Origin of the sequence: Flavobacterium haoranii (genome assembly GCF_009363055.1) — a bacterium.
Taxonomy (GTDB): Bacteria; Bacteroidota; Bacteroidia; order Flavobacteriales; family Flavobacteriaceae; genus Flavobacterium; species Flavobacterium haoranii.
The window spans coordinates 2,788,558-2,801,902 of sequence record NZ_CP045292.1 but is presented as its reverse complement, the minus strand read 5'-3'; the positions used below and the strand labels follow the sequence as shown (position 1 = coordinate 2,801,902).

Here is a 13,345-nt window from a genome sequence, read left to right as displayed (position 1 = left end):
AATATAACTATTATTTTTAATAATTCCTATTTCTAAAAAAACTTATAAACGATAACGTTTTAGTTCTTTGAAGCCTTAATATTTTCAATAAACTGATCAAAAAGATATGAAGAATCGTGTGGTCCTGGACTAGCTTCTGGGTGATATTGTACTGAAAAACAATTTTTAGATTTCATTTTCATACCGGCAACTGTGCCATCATTCAAATGCACATGAGTTAACTCAAAATCGTTATTCTTGTCTAAATCTTCTTTTGAAACTGCAAATCCATGATTTTGCGAAGTAATTTCTCCTTTGCCAGTAATTAAATTCTTAACAGGATGATTTATTCCTCTATGTCCGTTAAACATTTTATAGGTAGAAATTCCATTTGCTAATGCAATTACTTGATGACCTAGGCAAATTCCAAATAAAGGTTGGTTCTCATTTAAAATATCACGCGCTACTTGTTGAGCAGAAGTAAGTGGTTCAGGATCACCAGGCCCATTTGACAAGAAATAACCATCAGGACTAAACGATTTTAAATCAGCATAAGTAGCATTAAAAGGGAACACTTTTATATAACAATCTCTTTTAGCTAAATTTCTAAGGATATTAGTTTTAATTCCTAAATCTAAAGCAGAAATTTTATACTTAGCATTTTCGTCGCCAAAGAAATAAGGTTCTTTTGTAGAAACTACAGATGCCAATTCTAATCCGTTCATATCAGGAACATCAGCCAATAAAGTTTTCAATTCTTCAATTGGAGTTCCGTCTGTACAAATAACAGCATTCATTGCCCCATTATCTCTAATATAACTAACCAAAGCTCTTGTATCAACATCCGAAATAACAATCAAATTTTGTTTTTCAAAATAATCGAATAAACTTTCAGAAGCACTAGTTCGAGAATAATTAAAACTAAAATTTTTACAAACCAAACCAGCTATTTTCACTCCGTTCGACTCAACATCCTCTACACTTACTCCGTAGTTTCCAATATGAGCGTTTGTAGTTACCATTATTTGTCCATAATAAGATGGATCAGTAAAAATTTCTTGATAACCAGTTGTACCCGTATTAAAAGCAACTTCACCAAAAGTTTTACCTTCAATACCAATTGATTTACCATAAAAAATTGTTCCATCTTTTAGCAGTAAAACTGCTTGCTTGCGATTTGTGTATTTCATTATTGTGTTGTTGTGTATTTTTTGCAAATTTAATTCTATTTCAAAGTATTTAAAAATAAAACATAAAAAAAGGATAAACTATTTTAGTTTATCCTTTTAAATTATAATGAATTATAATAACCTAATATTTTTACGACATCTTTTTCATTTGAAAAAGATAACTTATTCCTTTTAACAAAATCTTTCACTTCCTTCTCTTTATCCTTTAAAAATTTTAATATGTCTCCTTTTTTCAATTTTATGTCAAAACTTTTACCTTCTACTTGAATTAAATAATTCTCTACTTTGATAATTTCCTCCGGCGTTAATTCATCATGTGTTAAAGGATTAAAAACAGCGTCCTTAGTTTTTAAACTATATTTAATATATAAACCAACTTTACCTGTCATCAATTCTTTCATGAACTCTGAATCAATTAATTTGAAAGTAGAATTCATGATTCTCACTTTACTAATTCCTTCAGTATTGAATTGAAAAACCGAATCATTTGAAATTTTTGCTTCTAATTTTTTACTCTTGATATTATAATTTAAATTGGTAATTCTAAAAACATTACCATTATCAGAGTATATGTTTGCAAAATTTTCCCATTTTTCAAACAAATAATTAGACCCTTTTATATTTTTATTAATGCTTGAAGCAGGAATCCAAAAACCTGACGTTAGTAAATCACCCGTACTTTGAGTTCTAAAGTTTGTAGTATCTTGTGAAAAAACTACACTAAAAGAAATACAGAAAACTAAAAGAAAAAACTTTTTCATATTTTATTTTTTTAAATTTTTGGGTAAATATAAAAAAAGGGATAAACTGTTAATTTATCCCTTTTATATTTAACATAATTTCATGATTATTCTTGAGTTTCTGAAGTTTCAGAAGCATCAGCTGCAGGTGCTTCAGGAGCAGCTGTCTCAGCTTTTTTAGATCTACCACGACGAGTAGTTTTCTTAACTTCTTTTTTACCTCCGTTGTAAACTGTATTGAAGTCTACTAACTCAATCATAGCCATATCAGCGTTATCTCCTAAACGATTACCTAACTTGATGATACGAGTGTATCCTCCTGGACGGTCACCAACTTTAGCAGCAACTTCTCTGAATAACTCAGTTACAGCATATTTATTTCTTAAATAAGAGAAAACAATACGTCTGTTGTGTGTAGTATCTTCTTTAGATTTTGTTACTAAAGGTTCAACAAACTGTTTTAAAGCTTTAGCCTTAGCAACTGTTGTGTTAATACGCTTGTGCTCGATTAACGAACATGCCATATTAGCTAACATAGCTTTTCTATGACCTGTTTGTCTACTTAAGTGATTTACTTTTTTTCCGTGTCTCATGACGTTTCTATTTAACCTTCATCTTGCATCAATCCTTTGTGGAGCGCAAAATATGAAGTAATTTATTCTTTATCTAATTTGTATTTACTTAAATCCATTCCGAAGTTTAAACCTTTAGACGCTACTAATTCATCTAGCTCTGTTAAAGATTTTTTTCCAAAATTACGGAACTTCATTAAGTCGTTTTTGTTGAAAGAAACTAAGTCTCCTAATGTATCAACTTCTGCCGCTTTTAAACAATTTAATGCTCTTACAGATAAATCCATATCAACAAGCTTAGTTTTTAACAACTGACGCATGTGTAAAGATTCTTCATCATAAGATTCTGTTTGAGCAATTTCATCAGCCTCCAATGTAATTCTCTCATCTGAAAACAACATAAAGTGATGAATCAACGTTTTAGCTGCTTCAGTTAAAGCATCTTTTGGATGTATTGAACCATCGGTAATGATTTCGAAAACTAATTTTTCATAATCAGTTTTTTGCTCAACACGATAGTTCTCAATTGAATATTTTACATTTTTTACCGGTGTATAGATAGAATCTGTAAAAATAGTACCAATAGGTGCATTTGCTTTTTTGTTTTCTTCAGCAGGAACATAACCTCTACCTTTTTCGATAGAAAGCTCCATGTTGATAGTTGTTTTACTATCTAAATTACAAATTACTAAATCTGGGTTTAAAACTTGAAATCCAGAAATAAATTTTTGGAAATCTCCAGCAGTAATTTGCTCTTTACCAGACAATGAAATTGAAACTGATTCGTTATCAATATCTTCAATTTGACGTTTGAAACGTACTTGTTTAAGATTTAAAATGATTTCAGTTACATCTTCAACTACTCCAGTAATTGTAGAAAACTCGTGCTCAACTCCTTCAATGCGAACTGAAGTAACAGCATGACCTTCTAATGAAGATAGTAATACTCTTCTTAATGCATTACCAACAGTCAATCCATATCCCGGTTCTAAAGGTCTAAATTCAAATTTACCTTCAAAATCGGTTGAATCGATCATGATAACTTTATCGGGCTTTTGAAAATTAAATAATGCCATATTCGACTAAAGTCAATTATTATTTGTTATACAACTCAACGATTAGTTGCTCTTTAATATTTTCAGGAATCTGAATTCTTTGTGGAACAGCAACAAAAGTACCTTCTTTAGTATCATTATTCCAAGTAATCCACTCATATACAGTAGATGAACTAGATAAAGAACGATCGATTACATCTAAAGATTTAGATTTTTCACGAACTGCTACTTTATCACCTGGTTTTAAGTGATAAGAAGGAATATTTACAACTTCTCCATTTACAGTAATATGACGGTGAGAAACAATTTGACGTGCAGCTCTTCTTGAAGGAGCAATACCCATTCTGAAAACAACGTTATCTAAACGAGCTTCACATAATTGTAATAAAATTTCACCAGTTACCCCAGATGCAGCAGATGCTTTTTCATATAAGTTTCTGAATTGTTTTTCTAAAATACCATAAGTATATTTAGCTTTTTGCTTCTCCATTAACTGAACAGCATATTCAGATTTTTTACCTCTTTTACGAGCTAAACCATGTTGCCCTGGAGGGTAATTTCTTCTTTCGAAAGATTTGTCGTCACCGAAAATTGCTTCACCAAATTTACGTGCGATTTTAGTTTGTGGACCAGTATATCTTGCCATTTTAAAAAAAATTATAAAGGTAGGGATTATGAATTCAGGTCTATATCCTTCGATAATCGTAAACCTACCTTAGTTTATACTAAAAAAATTATACTCTTCTTCTCTTTGGAGGACGACATCCATTGTGAGGTATTGGAGTAACATCGATAATTTCTGTAACTTCGATACCACCATTGTGGATAGAACGAATTGCAGATTCTCTACCGTTACCTGGACCTTTAACGTAAACTTTTACTTTTTTAAGTCCTGCCTCAAGTGCTACTTTTGCACAATCTTCTGCTGCCATTTGAGCTGCATATGGAGTATTCTTTTTAGAACCTCTAAAGCCCATTTTACCTGCTGAAGACCAAGAAATAACTTCCCCTTTTTTGTTAGTTAAAGAGATAATGATGTTATTAAAAGTAGCATTAATATGTGCTTCTCCTGAAGATTCAACGATAACTTTACGTTTTTTTGCTGTAGTCTTAGCCATATTACTTACTTATTATTTAGTTGCTTTTTTCTTGTTAGCAACAGTTTTTCTCTTACCTTTTCTAGTTCTAGAATTATTCTTAGTTCTTTGACCTCTTAATGGAAGTCCAGCTCTGTGACGAATACCTCTTTGACATCCAATATCCATTAAACGTTTGATGTTTAATTGAATTTCTGAACGTAATTCACCTTCAATTTTGAAATAAGAAACAGCCTCACGAATTGCGCTGATTTCATCATCATTCCAATCTTGAACTTTTTTATCTTCACTCACTTGAGCTTTAGCTAAGATTTCTTTAGCTCTACTTTTACCTATACCAAAGATATAAGTTAAAGCAATTATTCCTCTTTTTTGTTTAGGTACATCTACCCCTGCGATTCTTGCCATAATTATCCTTGTCTTTGTTTAAATCTAGGATTCTTTTTATTGATCACGTATAATCTTCCTTTTCTACGTACGATAATGCACTCTGCACTTCTCTTTTTTACTGATGCTCTTACTTTCATTTTAATAGCTTTAGTATCTGTATGTAATTCTTGCTTTTGACAAATCGTAAGGACTCATTTCAAGTTTAACCTTGTCTCCTGGTAACAATTTAATGTAATGCATACGCATTTTACCAGAAATATGAGCAATTACAACATGTCCATTTTCTAATTCAACTCGAAACATAGCATTTGATAATGCTTCTACAATTGTTCCGTCTTGTTCTATTGCTGATTGTTTTGCCATAAATATATTAAGCTATTGCCTTTCTATTTTTACCACTTTTCATCAAACCATCGTAATGTCTATTCAATAAATAAGAATTTATTTGTTGAATAGTATCAATTGCAACTCCAACCATAATTAACAAAGAAGTTCCACCGTAGAAATAACCCCAAGCTCCTTGAACATTTAATAAACTTACCACAATTGCAGGTAAGATTGCGATTAAAGCTAAGAATAATGATCCTGGGAAAGTAATTAAAGACATCAAATTATCTAAATAATCACTAGTTTCAACTCCAGGTCTAACACCAGGAATGAATCCACCACTTCTTTTTAAATCGTCAGCCATTTTGTTTGTTGGTACAGTAATTGCGGTGTAAAAATACGTAAAAATTACGATTAGTAAACCAAACACTATATTATAAACTAATCCGAAAGGATTGTTAAACATTGTTGTTAACGATTGAGCAGTTTCAGATTCTTTAGCGAAACCTGAAATTGCAGCTGGAATAAACATGATAGCTTGAGCGAAAATGATTGGCATAACTCCAGAAGCATTTAACTTCAACGGAATGAATTGTCTTGCACCATCTTGCTCAAAATCTCCAGAAACTGTTCTTCTTGCGTATTGCACAGGTACTTTTCGTACTGCCATTACTAATAAGATAGATGTAATAATTACCAAGAACCACAAGATTACTTCAATAATTATCATCATTGCTCCACCACCAACTTCTTGAGAAGTTCTTGACATCACTTCTTGAATGAAAGCTTGTGGCATTCTAGCAATAATACCTACCATGATCAATAATGAAATACCATTACCGATACCTTTATCAGTAATTTTTTCACCTAACCACATTGCAAAAATAGTTCCTGTAACTAAAATTAAAACAGAAGAAAACAAGAATGCAAACGAGCTAAATCCTAATAAAAAGGCATCACTTGGTAGTGTTCTATACAAGTTATAGATATAACCCGGCCCTTGAACTAGAGTAATTAAGATAGTTAACCATCTTGTAATTTGGTTGATTTTCTTTCTACCGCTTTCTCCATCACTTTGTAATTTCTGTAAATAAGGAATAGCAATTCCCATTAACTGAACTACGATTGATGCAGAAATGTATGGCATAATACCTAAAGCAAATACAGAGGCTTGCGAAAACGCTCCCCCTGTAAATACATTTATTAACCATCCGATACCACCTTCTGTTTGATTAGTAAGATTTCCTAATTTAGTAGCATCAATACCTGGAAGTGTTACTTGAGCACCGAAACGATACACTAATAACAAACCTAGAGTTAATAAAATTCTATTTTTTAACTCTTCAATTTTCCAAACATTGATAAAAGAATCTATAAATTTCTTCATGTTACTAAAAGGATTATAATGTTACAACTTCTCCTCCAGCAGCTTCTATAGCAGCTTTTGCAGATGCAGTAAACTTGTGAGCACTTACTTTAAGTTTAGCTTTTAGCTCACCTCTTCCTAAAATCTTTACTAAGCTATTTTTTGTAGCTAAACGATTTTCTACTAAAACGTTGAAATCAACAGTATCAGTAATTAAACCATTGTCTACTAACAATTGTAATGTATCTAAGTTTACACCTTGATACTCAACTCTATTTATATTTTTAAATCCGAACTTAGGTACACGTCTTTGAAGTGGCATTTGACCTCCTTCAAAACCAATTTTCTTAGAATAACCAGAACGCGACTTAGCTCCTTTGTGACCTCTTGTTGAAGTACCACCTTTACCAGAACCTTGTCCTCTACCTACTCTTTTATTTTGGTTGTGAACTGAACCTTCAGCTGGCTGTAAGTTACTTAAATTCATAACGAAAATTATTATTTAGTTTCTTCTACAGAAACTAAGTGTTTAACTTTATTTACCATTCCAAGGACAGCAGGACTTGCGTCATGCTCAACAACTTGCCCTAATTTTCTTAACCCTAAAGAATCTAACGTTCTTTTTTGAGTTTCTGGACAGTTAATTCTACTTTTAACTTGTTTTACTAAAATTTTTGCCATTTTCCTTGAATTTTTTAACCTTTAAATACTTTATCAAGAGAAACTCCTCTTTGTTTTGCAACAGTAGCAGCACTTCTCATTTGTAATAAAGCATCAAAAGTAGCTTTAACAACGTTATGAGGGTTAGAAGAACCTTGAGATTTTGACAATACGTCATGAATCCCAACTGATTCTAATACCGCACGCACAGCACCACCAGCAATTACTCCAGTACCGTGAGAAGCAGGCATTAAAAATACTCTAGCTCCACCAAACTTACCTTTTTGCTCATGAGGAACAGTAACACCACTTAAAGGAATTCTTACTAAATTTTTCTTTGCATCTTCAACTGCTTTCGCAATTGCTTCAGAAACATCTTTCGATTTACCTAATCCGTGACCTACTACACCGTTTTCATCACCTACTACTACGATAGCAGAGAAACCAAATGCTCTACCACCTTTAGTAACCTTAGTAACACGATTTACACTAACCAAACGATCTTTTAATTCAAGACCACCTGGTTTTACTAGCTCTACATTTTTATAATTTTGATACATAACTTCTTAGAATTTTAATCCAGCTTCTCTAGCTCCTTCAGCTAATGATTTAACACGTCCGTGGTATAAATTACCTCCTCTATCAAAAGAGATTTCAGTTACACCTGCTTTAAGAGCTCTTTCAGCTACTAATTTACCTACTGCAGTTGCAGTTTCAGTTTTTGTACCTTTTGCTACTTCTTTTTCACGAGAAGATGCAGAAACTAATGTAACACCGTTTACATCATCTATGATTTGCGCATAGATTTCTTTATTAGATCTAAAGACAGAAAGTCTAGGTTGAGAAGCAGTACCGCTTACAATCTTTCTTATTCTGAACTTAATTCTTTGTCTTCTTTCAGTTTTTGTTAATGACATAACCTTAATTTTTAAGCTGATTTACCTGCTTTTCTTCTTAATTCTTCACCAACAAACTTAATTCCTTTTCCTTTATAAGGTTCAGGCTTACGGAAAGATCTGATTTTTGCAGTTACCTGTCCTAATAATTGTTTGTCAAATGATGATAATTTCACTATTGGGTTTTTCCCTTTTTCAGAGATAGTTTCTACCGTTACTTCTGGTACAACCTCAAGAACTATATTGTGAGAATAACCTAATGCTAAATCAAGTTTTTGACCTTGATTAGAAGCACGGTAACCAACACCTACTAATTCTAATTGTTTAGTAAAACCTTCAGAAACTCCAACAACCATATTGTTGATTAGAGCACGATATAACCCATGTTTCGCTCTCTCAACTTTATTATCTGATGAACGCTCAACAATCACTTGATTGTCTTCAACATTAATCGTCACATCAGAAAACTCTTGAGAAAGCTCGCCTAATTTTCCTTTTACTGTAACTACAGCATCTTTCACTTCTACAGTTACTCCTGCTGGAATTGCAATTGGATTTTTACCTATTCTTGACATGCTTTCGTCTTTTTATTAATATACGTAACAAATTACTTCTCCACCAACATTAAGTTGTTTTGCTTGTTTCCCTGTCATAACACCTTTAGATGTAGAAACAATAGCACAACCTAAACCATTTAAAATTCTTGGTAAGTTAGAAGAGCCAGCATATTTACGCAAACCTGGTTTACTAATTCTTTGGATATCTCTAATTACAGACTCTTTAGTTTCTTTGTCGTACTTAAGAGCAATTTTGATAGTACCTTGTACAGTATTATCTTCGAATTTGTAACTCAAGATATAACCTTGATCGAATAAAATTTTTGTGATTTCCTTTTTTAAGTTAGACGCAGGAATTTCAACAACTTTGTGTTGAGCTCTTGACGCATTTCTAACTCTCGTAAGAAAATCTGCAATTGGATCTGTATACATATTAAACAATTTGCGGTTTCGGTTTTCAAGAGGCAACCCACTCCTTGAACCTAAAACCAATTAATTTCAAATTTCTATTTACTCCTATAAGCCGCAAGAGCACTCTTTTTAGAGCACTTTTGCGACTTACAAGAATACTTTTTCAAACAAAAAGTGTGCAAATGTACACTTTTTATTTATAATAACAAATTTTTATTACCAGCTTGATTTTTTAACACCTGGAATTAATCCTTGGTTTGCCATTTCACGGAATGTTACACGTGAAATACCGAATTGACGCATGTAGCCTCTTGGTCTTCCAGTTAATTTACAACGATTGTGTAAACGTACAGGAGATCCATTTTTAGGTAATTTTTGTAATGCTTCATAATCTCCAGCTTCTTTTAAAGCTTTTCTTTTTTCAGCATATTTAGCTACTAACGCTTCTCTTTTAGCCTCACGGGCTTTCATAGATTCTTTAGCCATGTCTTAATTCTTTTTAAAAGGTAAACCTAATTCTGCTAATAATGATTTTGCTTCTTTATCTGTGTTTGCAGATGTAACAAAAGTGATATCGAATCCAGCAATTCTATTTACTTTATCGATATCAATCTCAGGGAAGATGATTTGCTCAACAACACCTAAGTTATAGTTACCTCTACCGTCGAAACCATTAGATTTAATTCCACCGAAGTCACGCACACGAGGTAAAGATGAAGTAACAAGTCTATCTAAAAACTCATACATTCTTTCGCCACGTAAAGTAACTTTAGCACCAATTGGCATACCTTTTCTTAATTTGAAAGACGCAACGTCTTTCTTAGAAATTGTAGCTACTGCTTTTTGACCAGTAATTTTGGTGATTTCTTCTACAGCGTGATCAACTAATTTTTTATCAGATACAGCTGCACCAACTCCACGGCTTACAATAATTTTTTCAAGTTTAGGAACTTGCATTACGTTTTTGTAACCGAACTCTTCTGTAAGAGCAGCGATAACTCTACTCTTATATTCTTCTTTTAATCTAGGTATATAAGCCATAACTATAATACTTGATTAGATTTTTTTGAAAATCTTACTTTCTTATCTCCTTCCATTTTGTAACCTACTTTAGTAACCGATTTCGTTTTAGAATCGATTAAAGATAAGTTAGAAATATGAATAGGAGCTTCTTTCTTAACGATACCACCTTGAGGGTTTTTTGCACTTGGTTTTGTGTGTTTAGAAACCATGTTAACACCTTCAACTATCGCTTTATTTGCTTCACGAAGAACGCGTACAACTTTACCTTCAGTACCTTTATGGTCACCTGCGATAACTTTAACTACGTCTCCTGATTTAATTTTTAGCTTTGCCATCATTTTTAGAATTAAAGCACCTCAGGTGCTAATGATACAATTTTCATGAATTGTTTTTCACGAAGTTCTCTAGCTACAGGACCGAATACACGAGTACCTCTCATTTCACCTGCTGCGTTTAATAAAACACAAGCATTATCATCGAAACGGATGTAAGATCCATCGGCTCTTCTAACTTCTTTCTTAGTACGAACAACAACTGCAGTTGAAACAGCTCCTTTTTTAACGTTTCCGTTAGGAGTTGCATCTTTAATTGCAACTACAATTTTGTCACCTACAGAGGCGTAACGACGTTTCGTTCCTCCTAAAACACGAATAGTTAAAACTTCTTTAGCTCCCGTGTTATCTGCTACTTTTAATCTTGACTCTTGTTGTACCATAATTACTTCGCTCTTTCAATGATTTCAACTAATCTCCAACATTTAGATTTACTTAAAGGACGTGTTTCCATGATTCTTACAGTATCTCCAATATTACAATCGTTTGTTTCGTCGTGTGCAACATATTTTTTAGTTTTCAACACGAACTTACCATATAATGGGTGTTTAACTCTTCTAGTTTCAGAAACAACAATAGATTTCTCCATTTTGTTACTTGTAACAACACCAATTCTTTCTTTTCTTAAATTTCTATTTTCCATCTTTCAGCAGAATACAATTATTGTAACTCTCTTTTAGTTAACTCTGTAGCTATTCTCGCAACCGCTCTTCTAACATTTCTTAATTGAAGAGGATTTTCAATAGGAGAAATAGTGTGAGCATTTTTAAGGTCGGCATAAGTTCTTCTTAACTCACTAAGTTTCTCTTGTAACTCAGCTGCAGATAGATTTTTTACTTCTGATTGTTTCATAATACTTAATTAATTATGCTTCGAAATCTCTAGCAACAATAAACTTAGTTTTTACAGGAAGTTTTTGAGCTGCAAGACGTAAAGCCTCTTTTGCAACAGATAGTGGAACACCACCAACTTCAAACATAATTCTTCCTGGTTTTACAACTGCAGCCCAATATTCAACTGCACCTTTACCTTTACCCATACGTACTTCAAGAGGTTTCTTTGTAATAGGCTTATCTGGGAAGATTTTAATCCATAACTGTCCTTCTCTTTTCATAAAACGAGTTGCAGCAATACGTGCAGCTTCGATTTGACGAGAAGTAATGAAAGAATAATCTAAAGATTTAATTCCGAACATTCCGTTAGAAAGTTCGTGACCTCTTTGAGATACACCTTTCATTTTACCTTTCTGTACCTTACGGTATTTTGTTCTTTTAGGCTGTAACATTTTTCTTTAATTTAAAATAATTACTTTCTTTTACGAGCGTTTGGCTTACCAGATTTACCTTGACCATTTCCTGCAGATTTAGAAGACTTTTGTTTGTCCATACCTACAAGTGGAGATAAATCTCTTTTACCGTAAACTTCACCTTTCATGATCCATACTTTAATACCCATTCTACCGTAAGTAGTGTGAGCTTCAGCTAAAGCATAATCGATGTCTGCTCTAAAAGTTGATAGAGGAATTCTACCTTCTTTGAAGTGCTCAGAACGTGCCATTTCAGCTCCGTTTAAACGACCAGAAATCATAACTTTAATTCCTTCTGCATTCATTCTCATTGCTGCAGCGATAGCCATTTTAATAGCTCTTCTATAAGAAATTCTGCTTTCAATTTGACGTGCAATACTGTTAGCTACTAAATAAGCATCTAACTCAGGTCTTTTGATTTCAAAGATGTTAATTTGAACCTCTTTGTCAGTAATTTTCTTAAGTTCTTCTTTTAACTTGTCTACCTCTTGTCCACCTTTTCCGATAATGATACCAGGTCTAGCAGTAGTGATAGTAACGGTTACAAGTTTTAAAGTTCTCTCGATAATTATCTTAGAAACACTAGCTTTAGATAAACGCGCATGGATATACTTACGGATTTTATAATCCTCAGCGATTTTATCTCCGTAGTCATTTCCACCGTACCAGTTTGAGTCCCATCCTCTGATGATACCAAGTCTATTTCCGATTGGATTTGTCTTTTGTCCCATACTGTTTATTAGCTTTGTGTGTTATTATTTTCTCCTAACACGATTGTTACGTGGTTAGAGCGTTTTCTAATTCTGTGTGCGCGACCTTGTGGAGCTGGACGAAGTCTTTTTAACATCATACCACCATCTACACGGATCTCTTTTACAAATAAGCCAGCTTCTTCTAAATTAGCTTCAGCGTTTTTTTGCTGATAGTTGTTAATTGCTGATAACAACAATTTCTCTAATTTTCTAGAAGCTTCTTTTTGACTAAATCTTAATATATTTAGAGCTAATTCTACTTTCTTACCTCTTACTAAGTCAGCTACTAAACGCATCTTTCTAGGTGAAGTAGGGCAATTGTTTAATTTAGCAAAAGCAACTTGTGCTTTAGCTTCCTTAACTTGCTCGGCTCTTTCTCTTTTACGAACTCCCATAGCTTCTTATTATTTTTTACCTTTATTTTTTGCACCAGCGTGACCACGAAATGATCTAGTTGGCGAAAATTCTCCTAATTTATGACCTACCATGTTCTCAGTTACGTAAACAGGAACAAATTGACGACCATTATGTACAGCGATAGTTTGTCCAACGAAGTCTGGAGTAATCATAGAAGCTCTTGACCATGTTTTGATCACGGCTTTGTTTCCATTCTCAGCGTTTTCTAAAACTTTCTTCTCTAATTTATAGTGTACGTAAGGTCCTTTTTTTAATGAACGTGCCATGTCTATCTA

26 protein-coding genes are annotated in these 13,345 nt (G+C 33.0%); all 26 read right to left on the bottom strand.

The window, feature by feature from the left end; translation table 11 throughout:
• Positions 1 to 59: 59 nt before the first annotated feature.
• The 26 genes from carA to rpsS all read right to left on the bottom strand — a co-directional run bounded on the left by carA (position 60) and on the right by rpsS (position 13,336).
• Positions 60 to 1,169, bottom strand: a complete 1,110-nt coding sequence (gene carA, locus GCU34_RS13240) for a glutamine-hydrolyzing carbamoyl-phosphate synthase small subunit (protein WP_072781204.1) — start codon at positions 1,167 to 1,169, stop codon at positions 60 to 62.
• A gap of 101 nt (positions 1,170 to 1,270) precedes the next feature.
• The gene (locus GCU34_RS13235) at positions 1,271 to 1,930 is read right to left on the bottom strand and encodes a hypothetical protein (protein WP_072781207.1); all 660 of its coding nucleotides are present in this window, start codon (positions 1,928 to 1,930) and stop codon (positions 1,271 to 1,273) included.
• 86 nt (positions 1,931 to 2,016) lie between these two features.
• Positions 2,017 to 2,502, bottom strand: a complete 486-nt coding sequence (rplQ, locus tag GCU34_RS13230) for a 50S ribosomal protein L17 (protein ID WP_072781210.1) — start codon at positions 2,500 to 2,502, stop codon at positions 2,017 to 2,019.
• 62 nt (positions 2,503 to 2,564) lie between these two features.
• Complete coding sequence (locus GCU34_RS13225; RefSeq protein ID WP_072781213.1) at positions 2,565 to 3,557, bottom strand: DNA-directed RNA polymerase subunit alpha; 993 nt, start codon at positions 3,555 to 3,557, stop codon at positions 2,565 to 2,567.
• Positions 3,558 to 3,576: 19 nt separating this feature from the next.
• Positions 3,577 to 4,182: a 30S ribosomal protein S4 gene (rpsD, locus tag GCU34_RS13220; protein ID WP_072781215.1), complete on the bottom strand. Its 606-nt coding sequence runs from the start codon at positions 4,180 to 4,182 to the stop codon at positions 3,577 to 3,579.
• Between the two features lie 88 nt (positions 4,183 to 4,270).
• Positions 4,271 to 4,654: a 30S ribosomal protein S11 gene (gene rpsK / locus GCU34_RS13215; protein ID WP_072781218.1), complete on the bottom strand. Its 384-nt coding sequence runs from the start codon at positions 4,652 to 4,654 to the stop codon at positions 4,271 to 4,273.
• Positions 4,655 to 4,666: 12 nt separating this feature from the next.
• Entirely contained in the window at positions 4,667 to 5,041 is a 375-nt protein-coding gene (gene rpsM / locus GCU34_RS13210; RefSeq protein ID WP_072781221.1) for a 30S ribosomal protein S13, read from the bottom strand.
• A gap of 2 nt (positions 5,042 to 5,043) precedes the next feature.
• Positions 5,044 to 5,160 carry a type B 50S ribosomal protein L36 gene (gene ykgO, locus GCU34_RS13205; protein ID WP_002987490.1) on the bottom strand — a complete coding sequence of 39 codons (117 nt, stop codon included), beginning with the start codon at positions 5,158 to 5,160 and terminating at the stop codon, positions 5,044 to 5,046.
• Positions 5,161 to 5,170: 10 nt separating this feature from the next.
• The gene (infA, locus tag GCU34_RS13200) at positions 5,171 to 5,386 is read right to left on the bottom strand and encodes a translation initiation factor IF-1 (RefSeq protein ID WP_014387717.1); all 216 of its coding nucleotides are present in this window, start codon (positions 5,384 to 5,386) and stop codon (positions 5,171 to 5,173) included.
• Between the two features lie 7 nt (positions 5,387 to 5,393).
• Complete coding sequence (gene secY / locus GCU34_RS13195; protein WP_072781223.1) at positions 5,394 to 6,737, bottom strand: preprotein translocase subunit SecY; 1,344 nt, start codon at positions 6,735 to 6,737, stop codon at positions 5,394 to 5,396.
• 13 nt (positions 6,738 to 6,750) lie between these two features.
• Entirely contained in the window at positions 6,751 to 7,203 is a 453-nt protein-coding gene (gene rplO, locus GCU34_RS13190) for a 50S ribosomal protein L15 (RefSeq protein WP_072781226.1), read from the bottom strand.
• An 11-nt stretch (positions 7,204 to 7,214) separates the two neighbouring features.
• Positions 7,215 to 7,397, bottom strand: a complete 183-nt coding sequence (gene rpmD / locus GCU34_RS13185; protein ID WP_072781229.1) for a 50S ribosomal protein L30 — start codon at positions 7,395 to 7,397, stop codon at positions 7,215 to 7,217.
• A gap of 14 nt (positions 7,398 to 7,411) precedes the next feature.
• Positions 7,412 to 7,936, bottom strand: a complete 525-nt coding sequence (rpsE, locus tag GCU34_RS13180; protein ID WP_072781231.1) for a 30S ribosomal protein S5 — start codon at positions 7,934 to 7,936, stop codon at positions 7,412 to 7,414.
• A 6-nt stretch (positions 7,937 to 7,942) separates the two neighbouring features.
• Complete coding sequence (gene rplR, locus GCU34_RS13175; RefSeq protein ID WP_072781233.1) at positions 7,943 to 8,293, bottom strand: 50S ribosomal protein L18; 351 nt, start codon at positions 8,291 to 8,293, stop codon at positions 7,943 to 7,945.
• Positions 8,294 to 8,304: 11 nt separating this feature from the next.
• Complete coding sequence (gene rplF / locus GCU34_RS13170) at positions 8,305 to 8,847, bottom strand: 50S ribosomal protein L6 (RefSeq protein WP_072781236.1); 543 nt, start codon at positions 8,845 to 8,847, stop codon at positions 8,305 to 8,307.
• Positions 8,848 to 8,862: 15 nt separating this feature from the next.
• Positions 8,863 to 9,261 (bottom strand): 30S ribosomal protein S8, encoded by a 399-nt coding sequence (gene rpsH / locus GCU34_RS13165; RefSeq protein WP_072781238.1) that lies wholly within the window; start codon positions 9,259 to 9,261, stop codon positions 8,863 to 8,865.
• Positions 9,262 to 9,456: 195 nt separating this feature from the next.
• A complete protein-coding gene (gene rpsN, locus GCU34_RS13160) occupies positions 9,457 to 9,726 on the bottom strand; it encodes a 30S ribosomal protein S14 (RefSeq protein ID WP_072781241.1) in 270 nt (89 codons plus the stop codon).
• Between the two features lie 3 nt (positions 9,727 to 9,729).
• Complete coding sequence (gene rplE / locus GCU34_RS13155; RefSeq protein ID WP_072781244.1) at positions 9,730 to 10,281, bottom strand: 50S ribosomal protein L5; 552 nt, start codon at positions 10,279 to 10,281, stop codon at positions 9,730 to 9,732.
• Between the two features lie 2 nt (positions 10,282 to 10,283).
• Positions 10,284 to 10,598 (bottom strand): 50S ribosomal protein L24, encoded by a 315-nt coding sequence (gene rplX / locus GCU34_RS13150; protein WP_072783366.1) that lies wholly within the window; start codon positions 10,596 to 10,598, stop codon positions 10,284 to 10,286.
• 11 nt (positions 10,599 to 10,609) lie between these two features.
• The gene (gene rplN / locus GCU34_RS13145; RefSeq protein WP_014166275.1) at positions 10,610 to 10,978 is read right to left on the bottom strand and encodes a 50S ribosomal protein L14; all 369 of its coding nucleotides are present in this window, start codon (positions 10,976 to 10,978) and stop codon (positions 10,610 to 10,612) included.
• 2 nt (positions 10,979 to 10,980) lie between these two features.
• Positions 10,981 to 11,238, bottom strand: a complete 258-nt coding sequence (gene rpsQ, locus GCU34_RS13140) for a 30S ribosomal protein S17 (RefSeq protein ID WP_072781246.1) — start codon at positions 11,236 to 11,238, stop codon at positions 10,981 to 10,983.
• 17 nt (positions 11,239 to 11,255) lie between these two features.
• Entirely contained in the window at positions 11,256 to 11,447 is a 192-nt protein-coding gene (gene rpmC / locus GCU34_RS13135) for a 50S ribosomal protein L29 (protein ID WP_072781249.1), read from the bottom strand.
• Positions 11,448 to 11,460: 13 nt separating this feature from the next.
• The gene (gene rplP, locus GCU34_RS13130) at positions 11,461 to 11,880 is read right to left on the bottom strand and encodes a 50S ribosomal protein L16 (protein WP_072781252.1); all 420 of its coding nucleotides are present in this window, start codon (positions 11,878 to 11,880) and stop codon (positions 11,461 to 11,463) included.
• Positions 11,881 to 11,900: 20 nt separating this feature from the next.
• Complete coding sequence (gene rpsC, locus GCU34_RS13125; protein ID WP_072781254.1) at positions 11,901 to 12,632, bottom strand: 30S ribosomal protein S3; 732 nt, start codon at positions 12,630 to 12,632, stop codon at positions 11,901 to 11,903.
• An 8-nt stretch (positions 12,633 to 12,640) separates the two neighbouring features.
• Positions 12,641 to 13,048: a 50S ribosomal protein L22 gene (gene rplV, locus GCU34_RS13120; RefSeq protein WP_072781256.1), complete on the bottom strand. Its 408-nt coding sequence runs from the start codon at positions 13,046 to 13,048 to the stop codon at positions 12,641 to 12,643.
• Positions 13,049 to 13,057: 9 nt separating this feature from the next.
• Positions 13,058 to 13,336 carry a 30S ribosomal protein S19 gene (gene rpsS / locus GCU34_RS13115; RefSeq protein ID WP_072781259.1) on the bottom strand — a complete coding sequence of 93 codons (279 nt, stop codon included), beginning with the start codon at positions 13,334 to 13,336 and terminating at the stop codon, positions 13,058 to 13,060.
• Positions 13,337 to 13,345 lie beyond the last annotated feature (9 nt).

Bases quoted from the DNA above. Each gene is read 5' to 3' on its own strand.
- rpsM (WP_072781221.1), bottom strand. From the start codon at position 5,041: ATGGCAAGAATCGCAGGGGTAGATGTACCTAAACAAAAAAGAGGAATA.
- rplQ (WP_072781210.1), bottom strand. From the start codon at position 2,502: ATGAGACACGGAAAAAAAGTAAATCACTTAAGTAGACAAACAGGTCAT.
- rpmC (WP_072781249.1), bottom strand. From the start codon at position 11,447: ATGAAACAATCAGAAGTAAAAAATCTATCTGCAGCTGAGTTACAAGAG.
- rpmD (WP_072781229.1), bottom strand. From the start codon at position 7,397: ATGGCAAAAATTTTAGTAAAACAAGTTAAAAGTAGAATTAACTGTCCA.
- rplR (WP_072781233.1), bottom strand. From the start codon at position 8,293: ATGTCATTAACAAAAACTGAAAGAAGACAAAGAATTAAGTTCAGAATA.
- rpsH (WP_072781238.1), bottom strand. From the start codon at position 9,261: ATGTATACAGATCCAATTGCAGATTTTCTTACGAGAGTTAGAAATGCG.
- rpsQ (WP_072781246.1), bottom strand. From the start codon at position 11,238: ATGGAAAATAGAAATTTAAGAAAAGAAAGAATTGGTGTTGTTACAAGT.
- rpsD (WP_072781215.1), bottom strand. From the start codon at position 4,182: ATGGCAAGATATACTGGTCCACAAACTAAAATCGCACGTAAATTTGGT.
- rplP (WP_072781252.1), bottom strand. From the start codon at position 11,880: ATGTTACAGCCTAAAAGAACAAAATACCGTAAGGTACAGAAAGGTAAA.
- rpsE (WP_072781231.1), bottom strand. From the start codon at position 7,936: ATGTATCAAAATTATAAAAATGTAGAGCTAGTAAAACCAGGTGGTCTT.
- rpsC (WP_072781254.1), bottom strand. From the start codon at position 12,632: ATGGGACAAAAGACAAATCCAATCGGAAATAGACTTGGTATCATCAGA.
- rplE (WP_072781244.1), bottom strand. From the start codon at position 10,281: ATGGCTTATATACCTAGATTAAAAGAAGAATATAAGAGTAGAGTTATC.
- GCU34_RS13225 (WP_072781213.1), bottom strand. From the start codon at position 3,557: ATGGCATTATTTAATTTTCAAAAGCCCGATAAAGTTATCATGATCGAT.
- GCU34_RS13235 (WP_072781207.1), bottom strand. From the start codon at position 1,930: ATGAAAAAGTTTTTTCTTTTAGTTTTCTGTATTTCTTTTAGTGTAGTT.
- secY (WP_072781223.1), bottom strand. From the start codon at position 6,737: ATGAAGAAATTTATAGATTCTTTTATCAATGTTTGGAAAATTGAAGAG.
- rplF (WP_072781236.1), bottom strand. From the start codon at position 8,847: ATGTCAAGAATAGGTAAAAATCCAATTGCAATTCCAGCAGGAGTAACT.
- infA (WP_014387717.1), bottom strand. From the start codon at position 5,386: ATGGCAAAACAATCAGCAATAGAACAAGACGGAACAATTGTAGAAGCA.
- rplN (WP_014166275.1), bottom strand. From the start codon at position 10,978: ATGGTACAACAAGAGTCAAGATTAAAAGTAGCAGATAACACGGGAGCT.
- rplV (WP_072781256.1), bottom strand. From the start codon at position 13,048: ATGGGAGTTCGTAAAAGAGAAAGAGCCGAGCAAGTTAAGGAAGCTAAA.
- rplO (WP_072781226.1), bottom strand. From the start codon at position 7,203: ATGAATTTAAGTAACTTACAGCCAGCTGAAGGTTCAGTTCACAACCAA.
- rpsK (WP_072781218.1), bottom strand. From the start codon at position 4,654: ATGGCTAAGACTACAGCAAAAAAACGTAAAGTTATCGTTGAATCTTCA.
- carA (WP_072781204.1), bottom strand. From the start codon at position 1,169: ATGAAATACACAAATCGCAAGCAAGCAGTTTTACTGCTAAAAGATGGA.
- rplX (WP_072783366.1), bottom strand. From the start codon at position 10,598: ATGGCAAAGCTAAAAATTAAATCAGGAGACGTAGTTAAAGTTATCGCA.
- rpsS (WP_072781259.1), bottom strand. From the start codon at position 13,336: ATGGCACGTTCATTAAAAAAAGGACCTTACGTACACTATAAATTAGAG.
- rpsN (WP_072781241.1), bottom strand. From the start codon at position 9,726: ATGGCTAAAGAATCTATGAAAGCCCGTGAGGCTAAAAGAGAAGCGTTA.
- ykgO (WP_002987490.1), bottom strand. From the start codon at position 5,160: ATGAAAGTAAGAGCATCAGTAAAAAAGAGAAGTGCAGAGTGCATTATC.